The organism is Pseudarcicella hirudinis (assembly GCF_900115665.1).
Classification (GTDB): Bacteria; Bacteroidota; Bacteroidia; order Cytophagales; family Spirosomataceae; genus Pseudarcicella; species Pseudarcicella hirudinis.
In genome coordinates this window covers 96,956-123,092 of sequence record NZ_FOXH01000018.1, presented here as the reverse complement: position 1 = coordinate 123,092, position 26,137 = coordinate 96,956, and the positions used below count along the sequence as shown (strand labels likewise).

General features: G+C 38.5%; 27 protein-coding genes. 9 read left to right on the top strand and 18 right to left on the bottom strand.

Annotated elements, in window-relative coordinates; translation table 11 throughout:
• Positions 1–115 precede the first annotated feature (115 nt).
• The gene (locus BM179_RS22735) at positions 116–433 is read right to left on the bottom strand and encodes a DNA-directed RNA polymerase subunit omega (RefSeq protein WP_092019470.1); all 318 of its coding nucleotides are present in this window, start codon (positions 431–433) and stop codon (positions 116–118) included.
• A 56-nt stretch (positions 434–489) separates the two neighbouring features.
• Complete coding sequence (locus tag BM179_RS22730; protein ID WP_092019469.1) at positions 490–1,386, bottom strand: outer membrane protein assembly factor BamD; 897 nt, start codon at positions 1,384–1,386, stop codon at positions 490–492.
• A 316-nt stretch (positions 1,387–1,702) separates the two neighbouring features.
• Between BM179_RS22730 and BM179_RS22725 the strand changes: the two genes are divergently transcribed.
• The 3 genes from BM179_RS22725 (at position 1,703) to BM179_RS22715 (ending at position 6,855) form a co-directional block, all read left to right on the top strand.
• The gene (locus tag BM179_RS22725; protein WP_092019486.1) at positions 1,703–2,506 is read left to right on the top strand and encodes a M48 family metalloprotease; all 804 of its coding nucleotides are present in this window, start codon (positions 1,703–1,705) and stop codon (positions 2,504–2,506) included.
• Positions 2,507–2,744: 238 nt separating this feature from the next.
• A complete protein-coding gene (locus tag BM179_RS22720; RefSeq protein ID WP_092019468.1) occupies positions 2,745–5,807 on the top strand; it encodes a PVC-type heme-binding CxxCH protein in 3,063 nt (1,020 codons plus the stop codon).
• 136 nt (positions 5,808–5,943) lie between these two features.
• A complete protein-coding gene (locus BM179_RS22715) occupies positions 5,944–6,855 on the top strand; it encodes a hydroxypyruvate isomerase family protein (protein ID WP_092019467.1) in 912 nt (303 codons plus the stop codon).
• 79 nt (positions 6,856–6,934) lie between these two features.
• On the opposite strand, the gene BM179_RS22710 is transcribed toward BM179_RS22715, so the two are convergent.
• From BM179_RS22710 to BM179_RS22700, 3 genes are all read right to left on the bottom strand, one after another.
• Positions 6,935–7,414 (bottom strand): helix-hairpin-helix domain-containing protein, encoded by a 480-nt coding sequence (locus tag BM179_RS22710; protein ID WP_092019466.1) that lies wholly within the window; start codon positions 7,412–7,414, stop codon positions 6,935–6,937.
• A gap of 66 nt (positions 7,415–7,480) precedes the next feature.
• Positions 7,481–7,942, bottom strand: a complete 462-nt coding sequence (locus BM179_RS22705) for a helix-hairpin-helix domain-containing protein (RefSeq protein WP_092019465.1) — start codon at positions 7,940–7,942, stop codon at positions 7,481–7,483.
• Positions 7,943–8,008: 66 nt separating this feature from the next.
• The gene (locus BM179_RS22700; protein WP_092019464.1) at positions 8,009–8,905 is read right to left on the bottom strand and encodes an OmpA family protein; all 897 of its coding nucleotides are present in this window, start codon (positions 8,903–8,905) and stop codon (positions 8,009–8,011) included.
• A gap of 282 nt (positions 8,906–9,187) precedes the next feature.
• On the opposite strand from BM179_RS22700, the gene BM179_RS22695 reads away from it, so the two are divergent.
• Together BM179_RS22695 and BM179_RS22690 are read left to right on the top strand one after the other, a co-directional pair.
• Positions 9,188–10,132 carry an alpha/beta hydrolase gene (locus tag BM179_RS22695; RefSeq protein ID WP_092019463.1) on the top strand — a complete coding sequence of 315 codons (945 nt, stop codon included), beginning with the start codon at positions 9,188–9,190 and terminating at the stop codon, positions 10,130–10,132.
• Between the two features lie 105 nt (positions 10,133–10,237).
• The gene (locus BM179_RS22690) at positions 10,238–11,347 is read left to right on the top strand and encodes an acyltransferase family protein (protein ID WP_092019462.1); all 1,110 of its coding nucleotides are present in this window, start codon (positions 10,238–10,240) and stop codon (positions 11,345–11,347) included.
• 58 nt (positions 11,348–11,405) lie between these two features.
• Here BM179_RS22690 and BM179_RS22685 read toward each other — a convergent pair whose 3' ends face one another.
• Positions 11,406–11,714, bottom strand: a complete 309-nt coding sequence (locus BM179_RS22685) for an isoamylase early set domain-containing protein (protein WP_092019461.1) — start codon at positions 11,712–11,714, stop codon at positions 11,406–11,408.
• A 524-nt stretch (positions 11,715–12,238) separates the two neighbouring features.
• Between BM179_RS22685 and BM179_RS22680 the strand changes: the two genes are divergently transcribed.
• Positions 12,239–12,766 (top strand): hypothetical protein, encoded by a 528-nt coding sequence (locus BM179_RS22680; RefSeq protein ID WP_092019460.1) that lies wholly within the window; start codon positions 12,239–12,241, stop codon positions 12,764–12,766.
• Positions 12,767–12,813: 47 nt separating this feature from the next.
• Here the strand turns inward: BM179_RS22680 and BM179_RS22675 are convergent, their stop codons facing one another.
• From BM179_RS22675 to xerD, 12 genes are all read right to left on the bottom strand, one after another.
• On the bottom strand, positions 12,814–13,638 hold the full coding sequence (locus BM179_RS22675; protein ID WP_092019459.1) for an energy transducer TonB: 825 nt from the start codon (positions 13,636–13,638) through the stop codon (positions 12,814–12,816).
• Positions 13,639–13,793: 155 nt separating this feature from the next.
• Positions 13,794–15,143, bottom strand: coding sequence for a M56 family metallopeptidase (locus tag BM179_RS22670; protein WP_092019458.1), 1,350 nt, complete (start codon positions 15,141–15,143; stop codon positions 13,794–13,796).
• A 24-nt stretch (positions 15,144–15,167) separates the two neighbouring features.
• Complete coding sequence (locus tag BM179_RS22665) at positions 15,168–15,683, bottom strand: ExbD/TolR family protein (protein ID WP_092019457.1); 516 nt, start codon at positions 15,681–15,683, stop codon at positions 15,168–15,170.
• A 124-nt stretch (positions 15,684–15,807) separates the two neighbouring features.
• Positions 15,808–16,179: a BlaI/MecI/CopY family transcriptional regulator gene (locus BM179_RS22660; RefSeq protein WP_092019485.1), complete on the bottom strand. Its 372-nt coding sequence runs from the start codon at positions 16,177–16,179 to the stop codon at positions 15,808–15,810.
• 196 nt (positions 16,180–16,375) lie between these two features.
• Positions 16,376–17,641 (bottom strand): MFS transporter, encoded by a 1,266-nt coding sequence (locus tag BM179_RS22655; protein ID WP_092019456.1) that lies wholly within the window; start codon positions 17,639–17,641, stop codon positions 16,376–16,378.
• A 64-nt stretch (positions 17,642–17,705) separates the two neighbouring features.
• Positions 17,706–18,533 (bottom strand): UbiA prenyltransferase family protein, encoded by an 828-nt coding sequence (locus tag BM179_RS22650; protein WP_092019455.1) that lies wholly within the window; start codon positions 18,531–18,533, stop codon positions 17,706–17,708.
• A 43-nt stretch (positions 18,534–18,576) separates the two neighbouring features.
• The gene (locus BM179_RS22645) at positions 18,577–19,425 is read right to left on the bottom strand and encodes an MOSC domain-containing protein (protein WP_092019454.1); all 849 of its coding nucleotides are present in this window, start codon (positions 19,423–19,425) and stop codon (positions 18,577–18,579) included.
• Positions 19,426–19,663: 238 nt separating this feature from the next.
• Positions 19,664–20,536, bottom strand: coding sequence for a TraB/GumN family protein (locus BM179_RS22640; RefSeq protein ID WP_092019453.1), 873 nt, complete (start codon positions 20,534–20,536; stop codon positions 19,664–19,666).
• Between the two features lie 155 nt (positions 20,537–20,691).
• Positions 20,692–21,333: a hypothetical protein gene (locus tag BM179_RS22635; RefSeq protein WP_092019452.1), complete on the bottom strand. Its 642-nt coding sequence runs from the start codon at positions 21,331–21,333 to the stop codon at positions 20,692–20,694.
• 59 nt (positions 21,334–21,392) lie between these two features.
• Complete coding sequence (locus BM179_RS22630; RefSeq protein WP_262503441.1) at positions 21,393–21,860, bottom strand: RNA polymerase sigma factor; 468 nt, start codon at positions 21,858–21,860, stop codon at positions 21,393–21,395.
• 99 nt (positions 21,861–21,959) lie between these two features.
• Complete coding sequence (locus BM179_RS22625; protein WP_092019450.1) at positions 21,960–22,772, bottom strand: ion transporter; 813 nt, start codon at positions 22,770–22,772, stop codon at positions 21,960–21,962.
• 46 nt (positions 22,773–22,818) lie between these two features.
• Positions 22,819–23,730 (bottom strand): site-specific tyrosine recombinase XerD, encoded by a 912-nt coding sequence (gene xerD, locus BM179_RS22620; protein WP_092019484.1) that lies wholly within the window; start codon positions 23,728–23,730, stop codon positions 22,819–22,821.
• Positions 23,731–23,931: 201 nt separating this feature from the next.
• Between xerD and aroQ the strand changes: the two genes are divergently transcribed.
• From aroQ to BM179_RS22605, 3 genes are read left to right on the top strand one after another with little or no spacing between them, the layout of a single operon-like run.
• Positions 23,932–24,354 carry a type II 3-dehydroquinate dehydratase gene (aroQ, locus tag BM179_RS22615; protein WP_092019449.1) on the top strand — a complete coding sequence of 141 codons (423 nt, stop codon included), beginning with the start codon at positions 23,932–23,934 and terminating at the stop codon, positions 24,352–24,354.
• A gap of 49 nt (positions 24,355–24,403) precedes the next feature.
• Positions 24,404–25,471: an aminotransferase class V-fold PLP-dependent enzyme gene (locus tag BM179_RS22610; protein WP_092019448.1), complete on the top strand. Its 1,068-nt coding sequence runs from the start codon at positions 24,404–24,406 to the stop codon at positions 25,469–25,471.
• A 45-nt stretch (positions 25,472–25,516) separates the two neighbouring features.
• On the top strand, positions 25,517–26,089 hold the full coding sequence (locus tag BM179_RS22605) for a MarC family protein (RefSeq protein ID WP_092019447.1): 573 nt from the start codon (positions 25,517–25,519) through the stop codon (positions 26,087–26,089).
• The last annotated feature ends 48 nt before the right edge of the window (positions 26,090–26,137 follow it).

Below are 26,137 nucleotides of genomic sequence, written 5' to 3'. Positions count from 1 at the left end.
TCTGTAAATATTTCATAAAAGGCAAAAATCCGGATTGTTTCAGCCTTTTCAAAATTACAAAAATAAAAAAGGGTCAAATGTATTTCATCTGACCCTTTTTTGAAAAACTGATATTTTATTCTTCTATCAATTCCTGATTAGTGTTACGGAACAAAATTTTGTCCTCCATAAACTCGTCGATCGCAATAGACGTTGGCTTTGGCATTCTTTCGTAATACTTAGAAATTTCGATCTGCTCACGGTTTTCGAAGATTTCTTCAAGGTTATCAACAGAAGAAGCAAATTCAGACAATTTGTTTGAAAGTTCTTCCTTCATTTTTGTAGAAACTTGTCTGGCTCTTTTAGAAATGATTGCCACTGACTCATAAACGTTGCCTGTTTTTGCTGCAATTTTATCGACGTCTCTGGTGATGATTGATGGATTCGTTGGCATATCTTATTTGTTTATTGTCTTTTGTCCTGAATTTATTGTTTTTAAAATTACTCAAATTATTGGTTACTTCCTGCACCGACCACTTTAGAAGTATTGCTTTTCTCTTTTTCCAAAGCAGCTTTGTATTCAGCCTCCAGTTTAGCAATCCGGTCACTTTCTTTCATACTGATATCATAGAATTTCTCAGCTCTTTTCAGATAATCACTTTTCGGATACTTATCTACTAAAGCCTGATAAAACAAAACAGCTTCGTCATAACGTTCTTTCTGCTTGTGTTCTACCGTACTTTTTGCCAGTTCATATTGTGACATCACTTTCAGAAAAGCCATTTCTTCGTTGTAATCCGAATCGGGATAATCACGTTGAAAGTTGGTAATTTCTATCACCGCCGACTTCAGTGTTGCTACATTAAACGGACTGGTTTTATAATACAATTTGGCTTTTTCATAAGCCTTACGCTCAAGCTTCTTACGCAATTGTTTAATCAGGTTAGAAGACTCTTCGCGGAATTTACTGTCAGGATAATTGTTTATATAATTCTGTAACTCATTAATTGCAGTAAGTGTTCCGCTCTGATCAAGATTAAACTGCGGGGAATCTTTGTACAAAGAATAGGCAGACATGTAAATTGCTTCTTCAGCATATTCACTTCTGGCAAATACTTCTGCAAATTTCTTAAAACGGAAATTTGCCATTTGATAATTACCGGTATGATAATCACAGTAAGCCTGATAAAAAGTAGCCATCTCCTGATCGTCACCACCTTTCATAATTGGGACAATCTCTTCCAGAAGAATACCTGCTTTGTCAAATTCACCTTTTTTATAGTAATTAACAGCAGCGGCATATTTCTTTTTTTCATCTGTCAATTTGCGGATTTTCTCAAATTTTCCACAGGAACTGACTAAAATGGCAATGACCAGAAATAGAAATATATGGGTTTGTTTATGCATAAGGCTGCAAAGTTACGGATATTTTTTAGAATTTTAGTGTATGCCTGCCAACTAAAATTTTCAAATTTTGGCAGTTAACCTCCTTGAATACAAGCTCATCCGGAAGTGTGCACTGAATCTTTGCAATTTAACGAATGAACAGCCTTAAATCGTCTGCAATTCAGAATTTTAAGAGTTTTTAACAATTGTGTCACCTCCGGAACTTCGTTTTCGTCAAATCAGACCTAAAGGCTTTCCCGGAAATTTTGAGAAATAATTAAGTTTCTTAACTTTGAAGGCTTATGTTTTTTTCAATCAGAATTTTATTTTTCAGAACATGCAAGGTAGTTTTCGCTCCAGAATATTAGTCGGCCTGATCATGGCCGCAGTTGCTTTCTTTGGTTATTTGTCTAAAATGCAGGTTAATCCTATCACCGGAAAACGGCAGGCTGTTTCCATGACTCCTGAACAGGAAATAGCTATGGGCTTACAATCTGCCCCGAAAATGGCAGCAGAATTCGGAGGTTTATATCAGGATCAAAAACTTCAGAATTATGTAAAAACTGTTGGAAATAAAGTAGTTGCCAATTCAGAAGCAGCCAATTCCCCCTACCGCTTTGATTTTTATCTCCTCGCTGATCCTGAGACAATCAATGCTTTTGCTTTGCCGGGAGGACAGATTTTCATTACGGCAGGATTGCTGAAAAGACTAACGAATGAAGATGAACTGGCTGGTGTACTCGGACATGAAGTGGGCCACGTAATCGGAAGGCATTCTGCACAGCAAATGGCTAAAGATGAACTCACACAGGGCTTACTAAGTGCTGCTGTAACCGCTACTGCCGACCCGAACAATCCAAACAATACGACGGCTATCGCTCAATATGTCGGGAAAATGGTTAATATGAAATACGGCAGAGATGACGAACTGGAGGCAGATAAATTCGGGATAAAATATATGATTGCAGCAAATTATGCCCCCGAAAAAATGATCGAAGTCATGGAAATTCTTAAACAGGCATCCGGCGGACAGGATCGTCCTTCAGAGTTTCAAAGTACTCACCCCGATCCTGATCACAGGATTGCTGAAATTAAAAAAGCCCTGGAGCAATACCAAAGAACCGGAAAACTGGAATGGTAAAAGCAGAGAAATTACGGATAAATTATTAAAAGTTAAATTAAGCAGAAATTAAAGAAAGATTATTTTTTGCAATTGTTTTCAAAATCAAAGACCCGGCAGACAGTCTTCTATGGTGTTCTATAAAAAACCTGACAAATATGTATAATGTTGTCAGGTTTTTTATTTAGTTTTGCTTCTGAAAAAAGTGCAATAATATCTGGCATTTATTTAATATCCATTTTGCTTTCTCCTCAAATCCATGTTAAAAAAATTATCTGACAAGACGAAATTGGGCCTTCCTATGGCGCTGTTAGGAGGTTCATTGCTTTTTAGTGCCTATCATCATTCCTCAAAAAGTATCTGGGTAAACCGATATATCGATTCACTGATGACTGAGGAGCAGAAACATCTTCCTTCCAATGCTCTGAAAGGTTTGAAAATTGCAGACGGTTTGGAGGTAAGTACTTTTGCCACCGAACCTATGCTGCTTAACCCAACCGATATTGAGGTGGATGCCCGTGGAAGAGTCTGGGTGCTGGAAGCATACAATTATCGTCCGGCAATTACCGGAAACCCTACCCGTCCGGAAGGTGACAGAATTGTAATTCTTGAAGACAGCAACAACGATGGAAAAGCTGATGTCAGTAAAGTTTTTTACCAGGGTCCTGAATTAAACGCCCCGCTCGGCATTGCGGTTTTAGGCAATACAGTAATTGTTTCACAAAGTCCTTATGTATGGAAATTCACGGATACAGACGGAGATGATAAAGCCGATAAAAAAGAAATTCTTTTTCAGGGAATGGAAGGAGAACAGCATGATCACGGCATGCATGCTTTTGTGTTCGGTCCTGATGGAAAATTATATTTTAACTTCGGAAATGAGGGCAAACAATTAAGAGATGCCAAAGGTAACATTGTAAGAGACCAGGATGGTGACGAAATTTCCCGTAAAAAATATAAACAGGGAATGGTTTTCCGATGCAATCCGGATGGTACAGGAGTAGAATGTCTGGGACAGAATTTCAGAAATAACTATGAAGTTGCCGTTGATTCCTATGGAACACTCTGGCAATCAGACAATGATGATGACGGAAATAAAGGAGTACGCATTAACTATGTCATGGAAAATGGCAATTATGGTTACACAGATGAGATAACGGGGGCCGGCTGGACAGCCAACCGTACGAATATTGAATCAGAAATATCTAAGCAGCACTGGCATCAGAATGACCCGGGATCTATCCCGAATCTTTTGCAAACAGGATCAGGCTCTCCAACCGGAATTATTGTTTACGAAGGAAACCTGCTTCCTAAAATCTATCAGGGGCAAATGATTCACTGTGAGCCGGGACATAATGTTGTTCGCTCATACCCGGTGCAAAAAAGCGGAGCTGGTTATACCGCAAGTATTGAAAATCTTGTTAAAAATGAACAGGATCAGTGGTTCAGACCTTCAGACGTCTGTGTGGCACCTGATGGCTCTCTTTTTGTAGCAGACTGGTATGACCCGGGTGTCGGAGGACATCAGGCGGGAGATCAGACCAGAGGAAGAATTTATAGAATTGCTCCTTCAAAAACACCTTATACTGTTCCCAAACAAGACTTCACGACTATTGCCGGCGCTATTTCAGCACTCCAAAGTCCGAATATAGCAATACGTTATCTGGCTTACAATAAACTGGTATCTGATAATTCCGCTGAAGGAGAGCTGGTAAAACTCTATAATTCAGCTGAAAATCCCCGCATGAAAGCACGCGCTTTCTGGGTGTTGTCAAAAGGAGCAAACGGCAAAAAATATGTTGAATCAGCATTGGCAGATCAAAATCCTGATATCAGAATTACCGCCATCAGAGCTGCCAGAGAGCTAAAACTGGATGTAATTCCTTACCTGAAAAACCTTGTCAAAGATGCTGATCCGCAGGTTCGCAGAGAATGTGCGATTGCACTGAGACACAGCAAATCTCCGGAAGCACCTGCGCTTTGGGCGGAGCTGGCGGCACAACACACAGGAAACGACCGCTGGTATCTTGAGGCATTAGGCATTGGCGCAGACAACAATTGGGACAGTTATTTTAATGCTTATTTACAAAAAGTAGCCAATCCGGTTGAAAGTCCTGCCGGAAGAGATATCGTATGGAGATCAAGAACCAATGAATCTGTTAAATTTCTTGCAACTTTAGCCACTGATTCAAAAGTAGATTTAAAGGATCGTTTACGCTATTTCCGTGCTTTCGATTTTGTAAAAGGAACTAAAAAATCTGAAGCATTACTTGAAATGCTGAAACATAATTCTTCAGAGCAAAAGGAAATCAATACGCTTGCGTTGCGTCATCTGGATGCAGAATTTGTAAAAACCAATCCGGTTGCTAAATCAGCTTTATTAAAACTGATGGCTTCAACTGAAGGGAAAGAATATCTTGAACTTGAAGGAAAATACCTTCTTCCGGAAGAAAACAAGCGTTTGTTCAATATGATCATTACTGATAAATCCCCAAGAGAGGCATCAGACATTCTTATTAAAAATCTGGGAGGAACTGCACTTCTTACTCATGCAATCAGTGAACCGGGCAAGGAACAGAATGCTTTAAAGATCTTGTCTTCGATGCGCTGGAGTGGTTCTAAAACGCAACTTGATATTTTGCAGGCGGCCATGTTTAACAAAGCCAATTCTGCCAATATCAGAAGAGAAGCCACAAGAGCCTTAGGAGGAAGTTCGAATGGAGAAGATCTTATTTTGAAATACCTGAAAGAAGGAAAAATTGAGAAAAGTCTCATTCCTTCGGCTGTAGATGGTGTATCAAAAGCCTGGAGAAGACAAGTAAGAACGGAAGCTGCCAGATATTTGGGAGGAAGTACAAATGCTGCTGCCAAAAAGCTGGCTCCTATTTCAGATTTAATCAAATTAAGCGGTGATGCTAAAAACGGTGCGGTCATGTTTGCCAACAATTGTTCTGTTTGTCATCAGGTAAACGGAGAAGGAATGGACTTTGGGCCAAAATTGTCTGAAATTGGTTCTAAATTGCCAAAAGAAGGGCAATACCTTGCCATTCTTCACCCTGATGCAGGAATTGGTTTCGGATATGAGGGCTGGGATCTGAAAATGAAAGACGGTTCAACTTTAAGCGGTATCATTGCCAGCAAAACAGAAACGGATATTATTTTGAAAATGCCGGGCGGTATAACTCAGAATTTGAAAACAAGTGCAGTAAAAAGTATGAAGCAAATGCAAAATTCGATGATGCCTTCCGGTCTGGCAGATGGAATGAGTCAAAAAGAATTAGTAGATTTGGTTGAATTTTTAACAACCTTAAAAAAGAAATAATGAATTATCGGAAGACGGTTTTGAAAACCTCCAGATTGTCTTATCATATTTTCCGGGTTTTATAGCTATATGAAACCCGGAAAATCAATTTCCGGAAATTGATCAATACCTCCATTCCACATCAAAACAAATAACTATGCAAAGAAGAGATTTCACTAAAAACCTCATGGCCTCAGCTGGTTTGGCAACTTTAAGCGCTCCGCTTGCAATGGCCTCAGAAACAAAAACTTCTGCAAATGCCCCTTTTAAATTAAAATACGCCCCGCACTTTGGTATGTTTGCTAATTCAGCCGGAAAAGATGAAATTGACCAGTTGAAATTTATGCACGAAATGGGTTTCAGAGCATTGGAAGATAACGGAATGATGGGCAAAAGCCCTGAACTTCAAACCAAAATCGGGGAAACCATGGCTAAGTTAGATATGACAATGGGCGTTTTTGTAGTTGGTTTTGACAATTGGCCTTTAAGTACTTCCTTAACTTCAGGAGACAAAGGCTGGAGAGATAAATTCCTGGCAAGTTGTAAAGGAGCTGTGGAAACTGCAAAAAGATGTAATGCGAAATGGATGACCGTTGTACCGGGAAATTATGATCGTCGTATTCCTATGGGGATTCAAACCTCCAATGTTATCGAATCATTGCGCAGAGGTGCTGAAATTCTTGAACCACATGGTCTTACTATGGTTTTGGAACCATTAAGTGATACACCGGATCTTTTTCTCCGGAATTCAGACCAGACTTTCATGATTTGTAAGGCCGTAAACAGTCCGGCCTGTAAAATTCTTTTCGATATGTGGCACATGCAGCGTAACGAAGGCAGAATGACTCAGAATATGGATTGGTGCTGGGAAGAAATAGCCTATTTCCAGATTGGTGATGAACCAGGTAGAAATGAGCCAACTACCGGAGAAGTAAATTATAAAAACCTGTTCAAGCACATCGCTCAAAAAGGTTATACCGGTGTTTTAGGTATGGAACATGGCAATGCTTTCAAAGGAAAAGAAGGAGAAATGAAACTCATTGAAGCATATCGTCAATCAGATATTTAGTCAGTTCTGACCTTCCGGGATTGCATAAATTAAAAATGGTGGCAAAAGCGAAATTTGCCACCATTTTTTTTCTCATTAATCAGGATTCTTTTCCTGCATTAAGTTCATCCTGCCATTTCTTAAGTTCCTCCCATCTTCCTTCTGCAGCAAGTTTAGCCTGTGCTGGCCAGGTGGTTGGGTCATGCATCTGAAATCTCGGCCCGGCTGCTTTAAGAACCTCATTAAGCCTGTCAACCGTAGTAATAGACAATCTGGCAAAGTTTTTAATTCCGGCTTCATTTAACAAGTCTTCTATTTTGGTACCTATTCCCTCTATCTTTTTCAAATCATCCGATCTTTCATCCTGAAAAGTTGTCAGATTTGAAGCAGATCCGGTAAGAGAAACCGGCTTTTGTGCCAGACATTGTTTCAATTCCAGCTCTTTTTCAGCAATAAGGGCTCTTAAGCCGTTTAATTTATTTTTAAGGATAATTCTGCCTATTGCATATCCGATAATGGCAGAAATGATAAGCAGAATTAATATTTCACTAATTGCCACCGATTTATTTAATGGATCCATATCGTGTGAAGTTTTGTCAGTTTAAGATTCGTTTATTATGCTTTTCGAAAATCAGTACCGGCTTGGTCAGATTCCCTTATTCAGCACTTCCTGCCAGGCTTTCAACTTCTCCCACTGACCCGTATGAGCCAATTCGGCCTGTTTTGGCCAGGTAGAAGGGTTATGCATCTGGAATCTCGGGCCAGCAGATTTAAGAATTTCCAGAATGTGATCCGGATCAGTCATAGATAAATCTGCAAAAGTTCTGATTCCTGAATTATGCAGAAGCGTCTCGATCTTTTCACCGATTCCTTCAATCTTTTTCAGATCATCATATACCCAGGCTTGTGGAGTTACAGTCGTTTTCATGACTATTTTACTCTTCAGGCAATCATCAAGTTTTGCATCTAACAATGCCAGTTCATTTTCAGCAGCTTCAATTTCGCTTTTGCGATAGCCAATAATATAACCCAGAAGAGCTGAAACAGCCAGCATAAGAAGATGCTGCCACCAGGCATTCGGGTTTTCGAGTGGATTTAGTTGAAACATATCTTTACATTTTGAAAGTTTAAGTTTTTTAATCAGATTCTGCGAAAATCAATTTTCTGTGTGATTTTATTGAATTACAATCGCAACCCTTCTGTTTTCTTTTCGTCCTTCAGGTGTATCATTAGTCGCTTTAGGCGAACTTTCCCCCTTAGCATCTGTCAGTAACTGATCTGGACTTATTCCTGATTTGGCAAACAGACTTTTCAATTCTTCGGCCCGTTTTTTCGACAATTTCAGGTTACTTTCTTCCGAACCAACATTATCTGTATGTCCGGTAAGTAAAAGTTTTTTGTCAGGATGTTCCTGCAAAAATTGCTTAGCCTCTTTTAAAAACTGCGCATTTGCCGGTGTTTTAATATATGAAAGACTTCCTGTCTGGAAATAAAGATCCATTGGTTTGAAAACAGATTCGAATTTCTGTTTTTGTGCAAGATTTTCTTCCGTTGATTTCCCGGCATCTGTAAAGCCGAAATCAAGCAGACCATAAGTAGTACCCGCAGGATTCCACTCAATTGAATCATTAAGTTTACCTTCGGTTGTAATTCTATCAGCAGGTAATCCCATTTTAACCAGATGATCTTTCAGAAACTCTGCTCTGGCAATCCCTAAATTTTCATATTTCGTAGGATTGGTTTCTGAAGAAGCATAATATCCGGTCAGGTTAAGTTTCTTGGAAGGATTTGCTTTGAGATAACTTACCAAAGAGTCCAGCTGGTTTTGAAGCGGTTCAAAAGCTACTGTTTCTTTTGATTTTTCATGTGCAAAATTCGTTTCTGAAGTAAGCAGAAGAGCATTGCCATCTTCAATTTTCAGAGGCGGGATTTTCACCGAGGCCGTCTCTTCATTCACGGGAAGTGTAACCGGAGCATCACACAGCTCTTTAATTTTACAGGTGTGCCAATAGGTTGAAGCAGCCATCCATAGTAAAAGCGCTATCAACCAGGGAGTTCTGGTTTTTGACATGACGTTAAAGGAGTAAATTGTTAAATATGAGTTATCGGTATAAAATTTAAATTATTCCTTCCTACAGACGGGAAAATGAATATCTGGTAACTAAATCTTTACTATAACTTATTTAAATAATGGGTCGGGAATAGGAAACCGGACTTGTTTTCATTCCGGTTTTTGGACTTGTTTTTCCAAAAAATGCGTAAATTGTTTTAATTTGACCTGATTTATAAGAATTTGCTATAAGTGACAGTGCAGTAGAATATTATCCTTTAAATCTCAAATTATTTTAAATTTATGAAAAAACTCATTCTGTCAACCTACCTTTTCCTCATTTCTTTCCTTAATTTTTCACAGACCTCTACCCAGAATATCGTGCTGAAACAAAACAAGGGATCTCTTGAAGGAACAATCTTAACTCCCTCTGTTTCAGGTGCATTTCCTATTGTGCTTATCATTGCCGGATCCGGACCTACAGACAGGGACGGGAACAATCCTATGGCAGATAAAAGCAATAGCTATAAATTACTGGCCGAAAAACTCGCAGAAAACGGAATCGCCTCACTCCGCTATGATAAGAGAGGAGTTGCTAAAAGTTCAGGGGCAGGTTTACGTGAAGCTGATCTGACCTTTGAAACATATGTAGATGATGCGGCACAGTTTATTGATACTCTAAGAAAAGACAAACGTTTTTCCAAAATTATCATTGCAGGCCACTCTGAAGGCTCTCTGATCGGGATGCTGGCTTTGCAAAAAGCGAAGGCTGATGCTTATATTTCAATGGCAGGCCCGGCAAGAAGAATCGATGAAATCATTAATACCCAGATTGCCACGCAGCCTATTCCCGATTCTGTAAAAAAAGAGACAGAAAAATATTTCAGCAAATTAAGACAAGGAGAAAAAATTCCGAAGATTATGCAAAATATGCTCATTTTCTCTCTTTTCAGGCCATCTGTCCAGCCTTATATCATTTCCTGGCTAAAATATACTCCGACAGAAGAAATCCGGAAAGTAAATATTCCAACCTTAATTGTTCAGGGGAAATCGGACCAGCAGGTTGGTGAAACTGAAGGTCTGGCACTTTCAAAGGCTAAACCCGACGCAGAATATTTACCGATAGAGGCAATGACTCATTCGTTAAAAGACGAAAACCAGATCCGGCAACAAGAGATCAAAAGTGAGGAATTTCCTTTGTCAGCCAAACTAACGGAAGGTATTATTCAGTTTATTCAAAAACTTTAGATTGGTTTTTAAAGATTAAATTTCAATTCAGCGGAATTATTTTTACTGCGGATTTTTATCAATCAGGCTTTTTTTTAATTTCGGATAAAAATCTTAACCAACCTAATGAATCAACGTTTACTCTCTCTTGATGTATTCCGCGGAATGACCGTCATGATGATGATTTTAGTCAACAATCCAGGCGATTGGGGACACATTTATGCGCCTTTAGAACATGCAGAATGGAATGGATGTACTCCAACTGATCTGGTTTTCCCATTTTTTCTATTCATCGTAGGAGTAGCTATTCCTTTTGCCTTCCAGCATAAAAAACCTGACTATCAGACCATTTCAAAGATCTTTCAAAGAAGTCTCAAACTTTTTGGTTTAGGCTTATTTCTTTCACTTTTTCCGCGATTCGATTTTTCAGTAGTGAGAATCATGGGTGTTTTACAAAGAATCTCTCTGGTTTTCCTGATCTGTTCAATCTTATTTCTCGTTACTTCCAAAAGGACTCAGATTTTCCTTATGATTGCCATTCTGGCCGGGTATTGGTTTATCATGACGCAAATCCCTGTACCTGATGCGGGAGCTGCAAATCTCGAACCTGAATCTAATCTGGGAGCCTGGCTGGATCGGATAGTTCTGGGTACAGCACACCTTTATAAAGCCGTCAGAGTCTGGGATCCGGAAGGCTTATTAAGTTCTCTTCCTGCCATCGGAACAGGACTTTCAGGCGTACTTACAGGTCAGTGGTTACAACGCAAAGGCATTAATACTGATAAAAAAGTGCTTTGGATGTTAGGATTCGGTTTTTTAGGAATAATGATCGGATTTATCTGGAATATGATTGGATTTCCTATTAATAAATCATTGTGGACCAGCTCTTTTGTGTGCTGGACTTCAGGATGGGCACTTTCTTTTCTTGCCGTTTTATATTGGGTAATCGATATAAAAGGACTCAGAATCTGGACAAGACCTTTTGTTGTTTACGGAGTAAATGCCATTACAGTATTCTTCCTCTCAGGGCTGATTCCCAGAGTAATGAATATGATTAAAGTTAAAATGCCGGACGGCGAAGAAACGGGTATCAAAACCTGGCTCTATGAATCATGGATTGTACCTTTTTTCACCGAACCCAAAAATGCCTCTCTCGCAGGAGCCGTTACATTTGTAATCATCTGGCTGATAATCCTTTGGATTATGTATCAGAAGAAAATAATCATCAAGGTTTAAATTCTCCCAAAATATAGCTTAAGCCTGGCAATCAGGCTTAAGCTGAAGAAAGTTTTGATTAAAGAACTACTACGGAATTTTCTTCAACAGAAATTCCGCTTGGCACATATTTGTCAGCAGACGAATCATTTGTCCAGACATCATTATCAATCAAATAACGAAATTGAAATTCTTTTCCTGTTTCCAACTCAACTACTGTCTTAAATGAACCATCTTTCTGTTTTTTCAAAGGCAGAGTCTCCGGATTCCAATCATTAAATTCTCCCACTAAACTAACAGATTTTGCTCCTGTTACAGCTTCAGCCGGAACAGCAAATGTAACCTTACAAACTGGTTTTGACTTTAAGAATTGTTTTACAAGCGTCATAATGGTAAATGATTAAATTTTTGAAATTTTTATATTAAGAAATTATATGCTCTTCCTGATTAAATATAACAAATATTCAAAAAAAATATACATAACTACCTAACAATCAAATTAATAAATTTTAAAATTCTTTAATAAATCATATTCAACCTTTAGACTTTACAAAAATCGGTCTGTAAGGTTACCTTGAGTTAAGTGCATTTACTCAATTCCGGCTAAAATGAATCCGGTATTACGAAAGAATAAACCAGCATTTTATAGAGGAAAATGAGAGGTGAAAAAGATGATTCTTAAAGCTTTTTTACAAAAATGTCATAAAAATTCTGTTTTCAGTCATTCAATCAGAATGGTAATTCTCTTTAAAACATATATTTTTTCTCAAATCATTCCTCAGGTTTGGAAACCTGACCGGGTAGTACTTATTTAGCAGAATTGTTCTGTTCTGAAATTTATCAGGATATTTACCGTTAATAAAAAATTAATCCATAGATCATCTTTAAGATATTTTAATCACTGCGTTACTTATGAACCATTTTCCTGTTTTACAGTCTTTTACCCATATTACCTCCTCTATCAGCGATCCCGTAAAAGCTTTGGTTTCCACACAATACGTTGAGCTATCAGGCTGGCAACAATTCAGAGCTTCTGTCGGAGAAGTTTTTAAACAAAAAAGGGCCTCATATCTTGCCATTACAGACAAACATCTTGTACAGGTTCAAACCCTTGGTGCAACAGTAATTGATCAGAAAAGTTTCTCTCTGGATGAAATCCATGACCTTCGCTTTGGTTCAGAAAAAGCCCCTGATCTCAAGGATGTTCATTTTCCAACCATCCAGATTACCTTTGGGAAAAAGGGCAAAAAAGGGTTAGAAACTGAAGAAATCAGTTACAAACTGTTTCCTTCCCTGTTTTTTGCCAATCTGAAATATTCGGAAAAAGTCGAAGAAGTATTGCAAATGGTGCAAATGCGCAAGGAATTGCTGAACAGACTTGAGAAATGCCATCAGAAGCTGGAAGATAAAAAAGCACTGGAAAGTCTCAGATCTTCGTAAATAAAATAAGGGAAGGCAAGACCTTCCCCCATTTCACTTTACTTCCATTAATTTAACTGAAACGTAATGGGTAGGGTGAACTTCACTGCAACCGGTATATTTGATTGTTTTCCTGGAATCCACCTTTTCATTAGTTTTATTACCCTCATCGCCTCTTCATCACAGCCAAATCCTAATCCTTTCAATACTTCCACATTATAGATTTCTCCGCTTTTACCAACAATAAAGGTCATGTAAACTTTCCCCCCTATTCCGGCATCTACCGCTCTGCCGGGATACCTGAGGTTTTTCTGCAGAAATCTGGACAATTCAGTCAGCCCTCCCTGATATTCCGGCATAATTTCTACATGCAAAAATGGTTTTTCTACTACTTCCACCTCTACAGGAATATCCACTTTTTTATCTACTCCGGTAGAGGCATCAGGGTCAATTACAGCTTCCAGACCAGCCTCCGCTTCTATGTTAACAGAACCAATGACCACATCAGACTTTGAGAGTTCATCCTGAGTAGGGGGCAGTTCCTCCACTTTATCATCAGGCATTATTTCAAAATCATTGAATTTCTGCGTTTTAACCGCTACGGGTGGAACCTGGTTAACCAGAGGAATCTGTTTGGGAAGCTCTATCTTTTTTTCAGGAGGAATTGCATATTCCTGCATATGAATATCTACAATCGTTTCTTTATGCCCGCCCTTATCCTCTGCAAAAATCAAAGGAGAAACAATAGCCAGCACAAAAATGACAATACCTAAAATCAGGGCCTTCAATATCCTGTCGTGATAATCTCTCCTTAAAGAATACGCACCATAACTCCGGTTTCTGTTCATGAAGATTATATCTTCTAAAGTTTGATTGGGTTTCGGATTTTCCATGTTAAGTTTTGTCTAAAGTTGAACTATAAGATTAATTTTAAAACTAATTTTTTAGTTATTAAATTTCTAAAAAAATCCCTTTTTACAGGGATTTTTCAGAAATTTTTCAGCCGATCACAGGCTTTCGTCTGTTGTACTCATTTGTTTTTCTTAAATCAGGTCCTGGCCGGGACAAAATTGATCGGAACGACAAACTTACTTCTTACCACTTTACCTTTTTGTATGCCGGGAATCCATCTAGGAATCAGTTTTAAAACTCTGAGGGCTTCCTGCTCCAATCCATATCCTAAACCTTTTATAACCTTGAAATCCTGAGTACTTCCGTCTGTATTTACCACAAAGGCTATGTAAACTTTGCCTCCGGTTTTAGCACGAATGGCTTCTGAGGGATATTCAATATTTTCCTGCAAAAATTCGCTAAAAGCTCTTCTGCCACCGGGAAATTCTGCCTGATTGTCCACGGCATCATAGATCCCCTGACGCCGGTTATTTTCTTCATTTACTAATTCCTCTGCCAGATCGGCACTGATCATCATTCCTCTGGTTAAATGCACTCCCGATTCCGCCAGCACCTTACTTGCCGGCTTGACAGTTTCTGAAGGCAAAACTTCTATGCGATAACCTGTCATTTTCCCGATATTCCTTTCCATTTTTGAAATCTGCCTGCTTCCCATAGTTGAAGAGGACAATACAATCATAAGCAGGAAAAGCGGAGCAATAAAGCCATATTTTAACAGAGATCTTTCTTCCGAACGATCCTTCATGAGCATTTTAATACGCTGTTTCAGAAGCGATTCATTGAAAAAATCATTCGTTAAAGGAACGGTCTGTACACCAAACTGCTGACTAAACAAAAGCATGGCATAATCATTCCTTGTATTTTCATGGCGACTGGCTATATCATCTGCAATGTACTCATGAATACATTTTATTGATCTTTTGTAGAAAAAAGTAACAGGATTAAACCAGTTGAAAATAGTTATCAGTTCAAATAAAAGTACGTCAGCAGAATGCAATTGACGAATATGTACTTTTTCATGTTCAAGCACTGTGTTCCGGCCTTTCATATCCTGAGAAACAAACAGAAAATTAAAGAATGAAAAGGCACGTTCAGATTGTTCTCCGATCAGTTTTCCCCGCATCAGCTTTCCAAGATAGGCAACATTTAAACTGAATTTTGCAATTCCTATCAGTACCCCTGTAATGTATATGAAAGCAAGCAATTCTCCCCAGGAAACATAAAAACTCGGTAATGACTCAGATCGCTGGTAGATGATTTGCGGATTATAGACTTCATAAAGCGTTTCATGTACTTTTGAAGAAACAAACCATCCTCTGATCCACTCCGACTGCATAAGCGGAATGAAGAAGGAAAAAGCTGCGGCTGCGATTAAATAAGCACGGTTCAGGTTAAAAAAGGTTTCCTCATTCAAAGCGATTCTGTAGAATGCATAAAATAAAACCAAATAAAGGTTCACTTGCAGAAGATAGTGGAGCCAGTTCATAGTATCCGGGTTTTGCTTAAAGTTCTAATAATCAGTTACTGATCTGGATAACAACTGTTTATCTTTCTCAGTAATAGTAACGATGCCATAGTGTTTATTATTGGTAATGGTAAATTCATCCAATAAATCCACCATGTTTCTGTACTTAGCATTTTCTGTAGATTTAACCACTATTGTAAAGGCATCACCTATCTTTTCTTTAAAATTAAAAAGTAATTTTCTAATACCTTCCGGTGAAAAATCTGTCGTCTGAACTCTTGTATCCGGATCATCTGACAGGCCCTGGTAATAATAAATCCTGTCGGCTTTGCCTAAAATAACAGTCAATGATCCGGATTCAGGAACCACAGACGTAGTGCCATCATCAAACGGCATGTTGAGTTTCATGATAACCGGTTTACTGAGTGTAGTGGTAAGCATAAAAAATGTAATCAGCAAAAAACCCAGATCGACCATTGGGGTCATGTCGATTTTAGTGGTTTGTTTTTTACTACGCTTTTTGCCCTCTGAGGACTTGTCGGATGCGGTTACTTCGGCCATAGTATTAAGTTGGTGTTGAAAATAAAATCCGGTAAACGAAAAGATAAATCTTTAACTTTTAAAAATTCCCGATTTTGATATTCGGGTGTAGAACTATCAGAATGTCTTTAACCGCCGCTCCCTGTTACTCCGCTTTCATTTCATTGATCATTTTCAGGATTTCATCTGCTTCTTTGACATCAATTTTTCCTTTTTGCGAGAAGAAGGAAAAAAGGCTTGAAAAAGAGTTCTCGAAGTATCCTTCCACCAATTTCTCTGTGGCGAAAGAACTGTATTGTTCTTTGGTAATTATGGGGAAATATTCGTGTGTTTTGCCATAAGCTTTATGATCTACAAACCCTTTTGTTTCCAGGATTCTCACAATAGTGGAAACCGTGTTGTAAGCTGGCTTGGGATCCGGCAATTGTTCTATGATATCTTTCACAAAACATTTATCTAACTGCCACATAACTTTCATAATCTGCTCTTCGGCTCTGGTTAATTCTTTTTCTACCATTTGCATATAGCTTTTTAATTTTTTGCTGCCCTGTTTCTTATTTTAAAGATTAAACTAATTTTTTAGTTTTACAACTATTTGAATAGTTTTTTTTCGGAAAATTATTTGAAAATATATTTTATCTCAAAAAAAAGCAATGCGACAAGGTTCTAAATCTTATCGCATTGCTTCTGATTATTTGAAAAAACGGGGATTCTCAGTTAATTTTCAACTTAAACAATTCTTTCGACCTGATCCACACCAGTGAAACTATAGAAATTGTGACAGCTCCTCCCAGCAAAACGGAAGGTACTGTGCCGAATATTTTCGCTAATAAACCGGATTCGAATGCTCCGATTTCGTTGGAAGAGCTTACAAATATTCCGTTTACTGCCGAAACCCGCCCGCGCATTTCGTCCGGAGTAAAATGTCTCAGTACTGTCTGACGTACAATTACGCTTACACTGTCAAATGCTCCTGTAAGAAATAGTGCAGCAGCAGACAGCCAAAAGAATGTTGACAGTGCAAATATAATGGTAGCAATGCCAAAGCCCGCCACAGCCATTAACAGGTTCCTCCAGGCATTGTCTGTCGGCGGGAAGTAAACCATAAATACCATCGTAACAAGTGCTCCTATTGATGGTGCGGCTCTGAGTATACCCAGCCCCTCTGCTCCTACTTTGAGGATATCTTCAGCAAAAATCGGCAAAATGGCAATTACTCCTCCGAATAATACGGAAAACAAATCAAGAGAGATCGAGTAAAGAATAATTTTGGTTTTAAATACATAAACGATTCCTTCTTTCAAACTTTCCCAAAGTGTCATATCTGCTTTTTCAGGAATAATAACCGGTCTTTTACTGATGAAAGAAATCAGAATCATCACCATAATCAGTAATCCGGTAACGATCCACAATGTGTGAGTCAGTCCGAGGTATGCATACAGAAAACCTGCTACGCCCGGGCCTACAATTGCACCAAACTGCCAAAATGAACTTGACCAGGTTGCAGCGTTGGCAAACACTTCTTTAGGCACCAGAAACGGATTAAGAGAAGAAGCCGCAGGGCTGAAAAAGCCTTTGGCTAAACCAATCAGAAATATGACAAAATATATCACGGTCAGCATCATTTCCTTACTCAGTCCCGAAATGGGATTAGTTGCCCAGATGAGAATGACAGAACCGGAAATAATTACCAGCAGACTGATAAGCATGATGGTCTTTTTATCTCTTCTGTCGGCGACATGCCCTCCAAAAAGTGCCAGAGAAATATAAGGCAGGGCTTCTGCAAGACCAATGAGTCCGAGTGCAAGCGGATCATGTGAAATTTTATATACTTCATAACCCAAAACCACTTCCTGCATCAATAAAGCCATGGTAAATAAAGAATTTCCCATCATATAAGCTCTGAATTCAGGATATTGAAGTGCAACGTAAGGACTTTTTTTAATTTTCTGCTGCCCTTCAGGTACTTGATTTTCCATAACTATTCATTTATTAAGGTCTGTTATTTAATGAAGTGCCGGCATATTTAAATCAGGCTATGCGCTAATGCCAGAAAAGCGCAATTCCCGGTAAAATAAACGCACATTCTCCCAGCCAGCGGTAACGTTCGCTTGAGCCATAGGTACAAATCCAGAATTGTACGATACTTACTCCTACTTCAATTGAAAGTACGAGATACTGATATGGATATTTTGTCCAAAAAGAGGCCAGAATTACCAACAGAATCATCAGCAAAGTTATCAATTGCACGATTCTGTCTGTATTTTTAGTACCCCAGGTTTTCGCCATTGTTATTGCTTCCGGAAATGCTTTCTGCTCAAAATTGGAAAACAAAAGCAAATTCTGAAAGGTTACCAGCCAAAGCATTACAGCCAGAATCCACTCAACAGGGCGGTGAAAACTTGCCCAGTCAACCGAAGCAGCACTTCCCCATACTCCGGCCGTATAAATCATTGCAGTAAAAGGCTCCTTATATTGATGAATCAGGCGGTTTCCTCCGATCCAGCCTACGATAAAAAGATAAAGACCCGATAAAAAAGCGACGATCAGTCCGAAGACGATAACCGACCAGGAAAGGAAAAAGGCTGAAACCGCTGAAAAAAGGCCGCAAATTCCTACAATTCCCCAGGCCAACAAATTATGTCTGGCATAAAACTGATGTCTCAAAGTAGGCACCTGGGTATCTTTAAGATTATCCAGCAGTCTGTCAAGCACATAAATCATCCAGACAGTCGAGGCCAGAATTACACCCGGCAACCATACGACCGGGGTATTTCCGGTCGGTAGTCGGCTGAACATGAGGTAATGCGCAACAGCCCCGGCAACTACATCCAGACTCAGATAATGGGCAATATTCAGGGCTTTTCTCAAAATAGTAATCTGTTGTTTTATAAAACTTACATCCCGGAACCCGTTATTTTCTCGGGCCTGTCCATTCTCTGATTTCCTTTACTTCAATAGAATCTCCCAAAGCAATTTTTCCGGTATCAGCAGGAATCAGATTTTGTCCGAAAAGAACTTTATTATGTATTTTTCTATAGGTAGAAAGTGTATAAAGCGGATCTTTTCCCGAACGTTCCCCTTTTTCAGGATCTACCGTTACCATAATACAACGACTGCAAGGTTTTACACCAAAGAATGAAGTATTTCCTGCTGAAAAATTATACCAGCTCTCTTCTTCATACGGCTGCCCTCCTGTATAGACTAAATTCGGCCTGAAGCGATTAATCTGAACAGACTCTGACAAACGTTTATTTAAATCATCCAAAGAACTCTGCCCAATCAGAAGAACCGGGTAACCGTCAGAGAATGAGGTTATATCATCTTCTGAAATCATATACCTTTCATCCACTTTTCTTTTTGATTTTTCAGGCATATAAACCAAACGACAGGGAATATTAAGCTGAGTACTGAACCAATCGTCTGCTTCTTTATTAAAAAGCAAAGAATCGATTTCATCATCCCAAACCTGAGCCTTTACCAGTTCTTTCCCGGCGTATCCATCTTCTGAAAGCGGAATATAAAGCGGTTCAACCTCTTTGGCTTTATGGGTAATTTTAAGGAAATTTTCTTCAAGATGCGTTTGTAAAAGAGCCATTTGGGGATGCTCTCTCTGGGAAAGAAAACGGCCGTTTTCATCAATCAATAACCAGCGACGATCGTACTCAAGACCTCTGGGGGTTACAGTAGCTTCTTCTACGCTAATGCCAGCTAATGATTTAACAGGATATATAAAGATTTGACTGATTTTTAGGTTTGTCATGATAAGAGGAGCGAAATTTTGTCAAAGATAACAAAACTTACTCCTCTTCACTTATGCTTTTATGAGATTACCTTGTAACCACATAGACATATAGGGAACATAGAGATTGCAACCACATAGGCATATAGAAAACATAGAATTTGTAACCACATAGACATATAGAAAACATAGGTTTTTTGTAATCATATAGAAATATAGGATACATTGGACTTTTTGATTTGCAATGTCATCTGGTTCTCTAATTAATCGCTTTTACGGTGAAGCCTTTTTTACGGAGTAAGGCAATGACACCTTCTTCCCCTGCCAGGTGCCCTGCTCCGAAGGCAAAAAAAGTAGGTTTTTCTGTGACGGCCTTCTCAATAACCGGAATCCAGCTTTTGTTTCTATCGTTCAGCAAAACTTCTGTAAATCCTTTGTATTCAGGAGATTCCGAAACAAATTGTAGTAGTTTCTCTAAATCATGTGCCCGGTAAATAGTTAGCATTTTCTCGAAAAGCTGCTTATTTTTCTCAAATTCAGCCACTTCTTCTACCAGAATTTCGGCCATTTTCTTATCTCCCAATTCTTCAACCACATGCATCTGCGCCTCAACAGGTTCCAACCCTTTTACTTCCTTCTTTTGCTTCAAAATTTCGGACATAAAAACCATTTCCGGAACTACGACAGGACATTTCATCATTTTCTGATAAATCAAGGCCTGTAAGAAAAACGGTCTGCTTTTCCCTACCTGGTCCAGATTTGTTTTGAGCGAATCTTTAAAGAATTGTTTTAACTTTTCATAATCCTTCGCTTTCAGGAAATCTTTTATTGTTTTTTCATCTTTAAAGGCAACCATTTCCTGTAGTTTCATCATTCCTGCAAAATCATCAAAATCAATTTCCAGATACAATTGTCCGCTATTTTCCAGCTTTTTTTTCAAAGATTCATCAATTTTAAAATCATTCGGACAAAGCATATGAAAAGTCCCGTACAAATATGATGGCTGCTTTAATCCGTTTCCGGAGACTTCCCATAACAAAGATTTTTCCTCAGCCTTCTGTGCATAAATCTTGCTGAAATAAAGAAAACTTATAACTAATGCAATGGTAAAAAATTTAATCGGACTTGTCATAAAATAAATATGTTTAGTAGTTTTCTATATGCCTATGTAGTTACAATCTCTATGTTCTCTATGTGACTATGTGGTTACAAATCCTATGTTTTCTATATACCTATGTAGTTACAATCTCTATGTTCTCTATGTGACTATGTGGTTACTCGTCTGGCTTATTCATCCAGTTCAGCCAACGCATTTTCCAGTTTTTGTAAATGAACCTCATAAAGTGTTTTAATCCACCAGTTAATGTATTTTTTGGTAAAATATGTTCCGATTATTGCCAAAACAGCCAAAATTGCCAGATACCCCCAAAGCATAAAATTACCAGGGTCTATCAGATCGGTCTCGCCTCTGTGGATTTCTGCCAGACAAATACCAACCCAGCCTCCATAAATAAAGGCAAAAGGTGTTATCTGATAATTAATGGTACGGTATAACTTTAAATACGATTTTAACTGTATAATGATTGATTTCAAACCTTCACGCAATTGTCCGGTTTCAGTATTTAATTGAAGATTCAGGGACAGGCTTTTGAAAAAGTACAGCATAAATACACTAAATATCATCAGAAAAAAACCGTTGATCCATTTAATCTCAGCAGAAAAACCCGGGTAAAAACAAAGCCAGAGCATTACCAGGGAAGCCAGAACACCCACAACTCCTTCCAGAATCAGATTGGTCCTTATTCTGTCGAGCGCAGTCTTTGATTTACGGCGAACCATTTGCAAAAGCACCTGATCGTCAACTCTTTCCGAAGCAATTCTGTCTTCAGATATCGTTTGCCAAAGTGATTTTAAGTTTTCAAGCTCCATATTTTACAGTTATAGCAAGATCTGTTTTTTCCAAAGTCAGATACATTTCAACATTTTATTTATTTTTCAGAAGGAACCATTAAACTCTTCAATTTCTCTCTGATCCGGGTCATCTTTACTCTGACATAATTCTGGGTAATCCCGAGAATTTCAGCAATCTCCTCATTATTCTTTTCTTCAAAGTACAAAACCAGCATCCCTTTTTCAACATCCGACAACTGAGCTATTGCATGATACAAAAGCTGGAGTTTTTCCTCCTGAGCATCATCAGCCGGAATTTCAGTTAAATTGAAAATACTTTCTGAAATACCCGTTTTCTCAGGTCTTCTGTTTTCTTTTCTCCAGTCAGAAATAGCTACATTTAAAGCAATCTGATAAATCCAGGTAGAAACTTTAGCTTCCTGTCTGAAATTCGGGAATGCTTTCCACAACTGAATAACAATTTCCTGGAATAAATCTTTCCTGTCGTCAATATCTCTCCTGTACATTCCACACACTTTGTGTACAATGCCCTGGTGCTGATTGATTAATTGAACAAATTGCTTTTCTATAACCGTCGGGAATAAAATAATAAGATAATTAGTATTAGGTAATTAGTCGCAAAGTATCATTCAGAATTACACAGATCAGGTATGTTTTTCTATTTCTTTTCCACAATGAGGACAAAATTTATGAGGATGAGTCTCCTTTCTCCTTGAACTGATGTGTTCTGAGAATCCTGAAGTCAGAATACCCGTAGGCAGGGCAATCATAACCACACCGGAAACAGCAATTACTCCGGCAAAGAATTTCCCAAGCGGCGTAATAGGAAACGTATCACCATAACCCACCGTAGTAATTGTAGAAACACCCCACCAAAGTGTAGCAGGAATGCTTGAAAACACTTTAGGCTGTGCATCATGTTCTACATAAAACATAATAGAAGAGGAAATAATCAGCATAAAAAGCATCAGTACAAAACTCAGTATTAATTCTTCCCGCTTTTCCCGGAAAACATTTTCAAAAACCCGTAATGCATGTATATAACGGGTAAATTTGAACAATCTGAAGATTCTGAATAGCCGCAGGATTCTGATTAATCCTGAACCTGTGGTAAAATGAGAGACATAAAACGGGAAAATCGCCAGGAAGTCGATAATTGCCGTAAAAGAAACCATATACCGGAGTCTTCCCCAGACAGGGTTCTGAAACTTCGGGTTTTCCACACAAACCCAAACCCTCAGTAAATATTCTATACTGAAGAAGATGACAGAAAATGTTTCAAAACCGACGAAAAAGACATCTGTTTCCTGACGGATACTTTTAACAGTATGCAGAATAATTGCCACGGTGTTAAGTGAAATAATCGTCAGGAGGAATATATCGAAAAACCAGGCAAGTCCTTTTTTCTTTTCCCTGGTTACTTCCAGAATACTGTAAACCTTTTTTCTGAGCGTCATAGCTGTTGAGGTTATTTTGTTTCCTTAACGAATCAATCTTATTTTCTTATTGCTTTTTCTTACTTCTCGGGTGAAAATCCGTAATGGTCTGTTGCAGAAATTCTCTGTCAAGATGTGTATAAATCTCTGTCGTAGTAATAGATTCATGTCCCAGCATTTCCTGCACTGCTCTTAAATCCGCTCCACCTTCAATCAGATGCGTAGCAAAAGAATGCCTGAAAGTATGCGGACTGATGCTTTTATGTATTCCGGCTTTCGCAGCGAGGTCTTTGATAATCATAAAAATCATAACCCTGGAAAGTTTGTCTCCTCTTCGATTGAGAAATACGTGGTTCTCAGCTTGTTTTTTTACCACCTGCTGGTTTCTGATATGTTCCAGGTAAATTTCTACGTATTTTATGGCATCTTTTCCTATCGGAACCAGCCTCACTTTATCTCCTTTTCCGAAAATCCTCAAAAAACCAATGTCAAAATACATTTCTGTTAATTTCATTTCAACCAGCTCCGAGACCCTCAATCCTGAACTGTAAAGTACTTCCAGAATAGCACGGTTACGTGTACCTTCGGGAGTTGACAGATCAATAACCTCCAAAATTTTCAGAATTTCAGGATAAGACAAGGTTTCCGGCAATTTCCTGCCTACTTTGGGAGAAGCTATCAATCCGGTCGGATCAGCTACAATGATATCTTCTAAAAGTAAATACTTGAAAAAAGCTTTCAGGCCGGAAAGTATTCTGGACTGTGAAGTGGGTTCCAGCCCTAATTCAGTAAGAAAAACAAAAAAACCGGTAATATCGGAATCTTTTACCAAGATGGGAGTTACATCATTTTCCCCTGCAATTTCCAGATATTCCCAAAACTTATGAACATCCCGCAGATATGCTTCAATCGAATTTTCAGATAACGAACGTTCAAGAGTAAGATAGCTTTTAAAATTTTTTAGATAGCTTTGCCACAACATTCAAAATCAGCATTTAGGTTTAATTGCTAAAATTAGCAATTTTTAACTGTTTTTATTACCTGAATGACCAGGAACGGGTTTCGCCTGAATATGGTTAAATATTCAGCAGCTTATTTTTAATGTTTTTATACCAATTGTTTTTAAATTCAGTCAGAGATTTCCGATAAGAGACCTGACAACTTAAGATTATTCCAGCATATGACACGTAAGCAAATTTTAATTCTGAATGGCCCGAATTTAAACTTATTAGGCAAACGCGAGCCTGAAATTTATGGCTACCAGACTTTTGATCAGTACATGGAAGTTCTGACTGATAAATTCACCGGAGTAGATTTGTATTATTTCCAGTCGAATCATGAAGGGGAATTAATTGATAAAATTCATGAAGTAGGTTTTTCATACGATGGAATTGTCCTGAATGCCGGGGGATATACTCATACATCCATTGCTCTGGCTGATGCGATTTCTGCGGTAAAAACTCCCGTAGTTGAAGTGCATATTTCTAACGTTCATGCCCGTGAGGACTTCCGTCATCATAGCTATCTGAGCAATCGTTGTAAAGGTATTATCATTGGTTTTGGCCTGAGAGGTTATGATTTTGCCATTCAGACATTCTTGTAGTATAGTATTTTAAAAAGCCGGATTCAGCTTTCTGAATCAGATTCAGCACATGATTACTTTTTATCCCGGTCCTTCAAAGGTTTATTCACAAATTGGCGATTATATGCAGGATGCTTTCAAAAGCGGCATACTCAGCGTTAATCACAGGAGTCCGGAATGTGTGGAAATGGTTCGGAATACCATTAATCTGCTGCACAAAAAACTAGATATTCCTGCCGACTATTCTGTTTACTTTATTTCATCAGCTACGGAAGCCTGGGAAATAATTGCGCAGTCATTGGTAAAAGAAAACAGTTTCCATGTATATAACGGTGCTTTCGGAAAGAAATGGTTTGAATATACGCAAAAACTGATTCCGGGAGCAAAAGGTTATGCCTTTGGGCTTAACGAAAACCTTGCAAACCTTTCTGCGGAAATCCGTTCAGCAGGCTCTGAGGCAGAAGTGATCTGCATTACTCAAAACGAGACTTCAAATGGTACACAGGTACTCGTAAATCGCCAGAAAATTGCACAAAATCAGGAATCATTGATTGCGGTAGATGCTACTTCTTCCATGGCTGGGATTACTTTCGACTGGACTCAGGGAGATATCTGGTTCACTTCGGTTCAAAAATGTCTGGGCCTTCCGGCCGGAGCAGGGATTATGATCTGTTCTCCCAAAGCATTGAAAAAAGCAGAAGAAACCGGAGAAAACAAACATTACAACAGTTTGCTTTTTATTCATGAAAATTTCGCAAAATTCCAGACACACTACACGCCCAATGTGCTGAATATCTATCTGTTAAACAGAGTTTTAGAAGAAATTCAGGAGATTTCATATATTTCGGATAAAATCAGAAAACAAGCAGATGACTGGTACAGCTTTTTTGAAAATTCTTCTTTCAAAACAAGTCTTTTAGTTGAAAATAATACGGTACGCTCAGATACGGTAATTGCTGTAAAAGGAGATGAAGAGCTTATCAAAACTATCAAAAACCAATCAAAAACTGCCGGAATTACCCTCGGAAATGGCTATGGAGACTGGAAAAACAATACATTCCGGATCGCCAACTTCCCGGCGATTGATCTTTTGGAAATTGAAAAATTAAAAAATACACTTGTTCAGATTCTCGGCTAAATCATTACAGTTAAAAAACCTTTTATCATCTAACATCATCAACTTATGAACTTTAACATAAAACATATTTTCTCTGTTTCTATCATTCTTTTCTCCGTTATTGATATTCTGGGTTCTATTCCCATTATCATTGATTTGAGGAAGAAATCCGGAGATATTCATGCCGGACATGCCACTTTGGTTTCAGGAGGAATTATGATTGGCTTTCTTTATGTTGGAAAATCCATTTTAAGTTTATTTGGTGTTGATGTCAATTCCTTCGCCATTGCCGGGGCTTTAATTATATTTCTGATCGGTCTGGAAATGACCCTGGGACGAAACATCTTCAAATCCGAGGATTCCGGAAGTAAAGTACATTCAATCGTTCCGCTAGCCTTCCCTATCATTGCAGGTGCCGGAACCATGACTACCATTCTTTCCCTGAAATCACAGTTTGATGAAGAAAATATTCTTATTGGGATTTTACTGAATCTTGGCTTTATCTATCTGGTTTTACGTTCATCGGAATGGATTGAGCGAAAACTGGGACAAGCCGGAGCAAATGTTCTGAGAAAAGTATTCGGTGTAATACTTCTTGCCATTTCCATCAAAATTATCAAGACCAGTCTTGGTTTATGATGATCAAGATCCGGAAAAGCAAGCCTGAATTCTCCCGGTTCAAGCAAA

Excerpts from the sequence above, each read along its gene's own strand:
- BM179_RS22735 (WP_092019470.1), bottom strand. The coding sequence starts at position 433 with ATGCCAACGAATCCATCAATCATCACCAGAGACGTCGATAAAATTGCA.
- BM179_RS22730 (WP_092019469.1), bottom strand. The coding sequence starts at position 1,386 with ATGCATAAACAAACCCATATATTTCTATTTCTGGTCATTGCCATTTTA.
- BM179_RS22725 (WP_092019486.1), top strand. The coding sequence starts at position 1,703 with ATGCAAGGTAGTTTTCGCTCCAGAATATTAGTCGGCCTGATCATGGCC.
- BM179_RS22720 (WP_092019468.1), top strand. The coding sequence starts at position 2,745 with ATGTTAAAAAAATTATCTGACAAGACGAAATTGGGCCTTCCTATGGCG.
- BM179_RS22715 (WP_092019467.1), top strand. The coding sequence starts at position 5,944 with ATGCAAAGAAGAGATTTCACTAAAAACCTCATGGCCTCAGCTGGTTTG.
- BM179_RS22710 (WP_092019466.1), bottom strand. The coding sequence starts at position 7,414 with ATGGATCCATTAAATAAATCGGTGGCAATTAGTGAAATATTAATTCTG.
- BM179_RS22705 (WP_092019465.1), bottom strand. The coding sequence starts at position 7,942 with ATGTTTCAACTAAATCCACTCGAAAACCCGAATGCCTGGTGGCAGCAT.
- BM179_RS22700 (WP_092019464.1), bottom strand. The coding sequence starts at position 8,905 with ATGTCAAAAACCAGAACTCCCTGGTTGATAGCGCTTTTACTATGGATG.
- BM179_RS22695 (WP_092019463.1), top strand. The coding sequence starts at position 9,188 with ATGAAAAAACTCATTCTGTCAACCTACCTTTTCCTCATTTCTTTCCTT.
- BM179_RS22690 (WP_092019462.1), top strand. The coding sequence starts at position 10,238 with ATGAATCAACGTTTACTCTCTCTTGATGTATTCCGCGGAATGACCGTC.
- BM179_RS22685 (WP_092019461.1), bottom strand. The coding sequence starts at position 11,714 with ATGACGCTTGTAAAACAATTCTTAAAGTCAAAACCAGTTTGTAAGGTT.
- BM179_RS22680 (WP_092019460.1), top strand. The coding sequence starts at position 12,239 with ATGAACCATTTTCCTGTTTTACAGTCTTTTACCCATATTACCTCCTCT.
- BM179_RS22675 (WP_092019459.1), bottom strand. The coding sequence starts at position 13,638 with ATGGAAAATCCGAAACCCAATCAAACTTTAGAAGATATAATCTTCATG.
- BM179_RS22670 (WP_092019458.1), bottom strand. The coding sequence starts at position 15,143 with ATGAACTGGCTCCACTATCTTCTGCAAGTGAACCTTTATTTGGTTTTA.
- BM179_RS22665 (WP_092019457.1), bottom strand. The coding sequence starts at position 15,683 with ATGGCCGAAGTAACCGCATCCGACAAGTCCTCAGAGGGCAAAAAGCGT.
- BM179_RS22660 (WP_092019485.1), bottom strand. The coding sequence starts at position 16,179 with ATGGTAGAAAAAGAATTAACCAGAGCCGAAGAGCAGATTATGAAAGTT.
- BM179_RS22655 (WP_092019456.1), bottom strand. The coding sequence starts at position 17,641 with ATGGAAAATCAAGTACCTGAAGGGCAGCAGAAAATTAAAAAAAGTCCT.
- BM179_RS22645 (WP_092019454.1), bottom strand. The coding sequence starts at position 19,425 with ATGACAAACCTAAAAATCAGTCAAATCTTTATATATCCTGTTAAATCA.
- BM179_RS22640 (WP_092019453.1), bottom strand. The coding sequence starts at position 20,536 with ATGACAAGTCCGATTAAATTTTTTACCATTGCATTAGTTATAAGTTTT.
- BM179_RS22635 (WP_092019452.1), bottom strand. The coding sequence starts at position 21,333 with ATGGAGCTTGAAAACTTAAAATCACTTTGGCAAACGATATCTGAAGAC.
- BM179_RS22625 (WP_092019450.1), bottom strand. The coding sequence starts at position 22,772 with ATGACGCTCAGAAAAAAGGTTTACAGTATTCTGGAAGTAACCAGGGAA.
- aroQ (WP_092019449.1), top strand. The coding sequence starts at position 23,932 with ATGACACGTAAGCAAATTTTAATTCTGAATGGCCCGAATTTAAACTTA.
- BM179_RS22610 (WP_092019448.1), top strand. The coding sequence starts at position 24,404 with ATGATTACTTTTTATCCCGGTCCTTCAAAGGTTTATTCACAAATTGGC.
- BM179_RS22605 (WP_092019447.1), top strand. The coding sequence starts at position 25,517 with ATGAACTTTAACATAAAACATATTTTCTCTGTTTCTATCATTCTTTTC.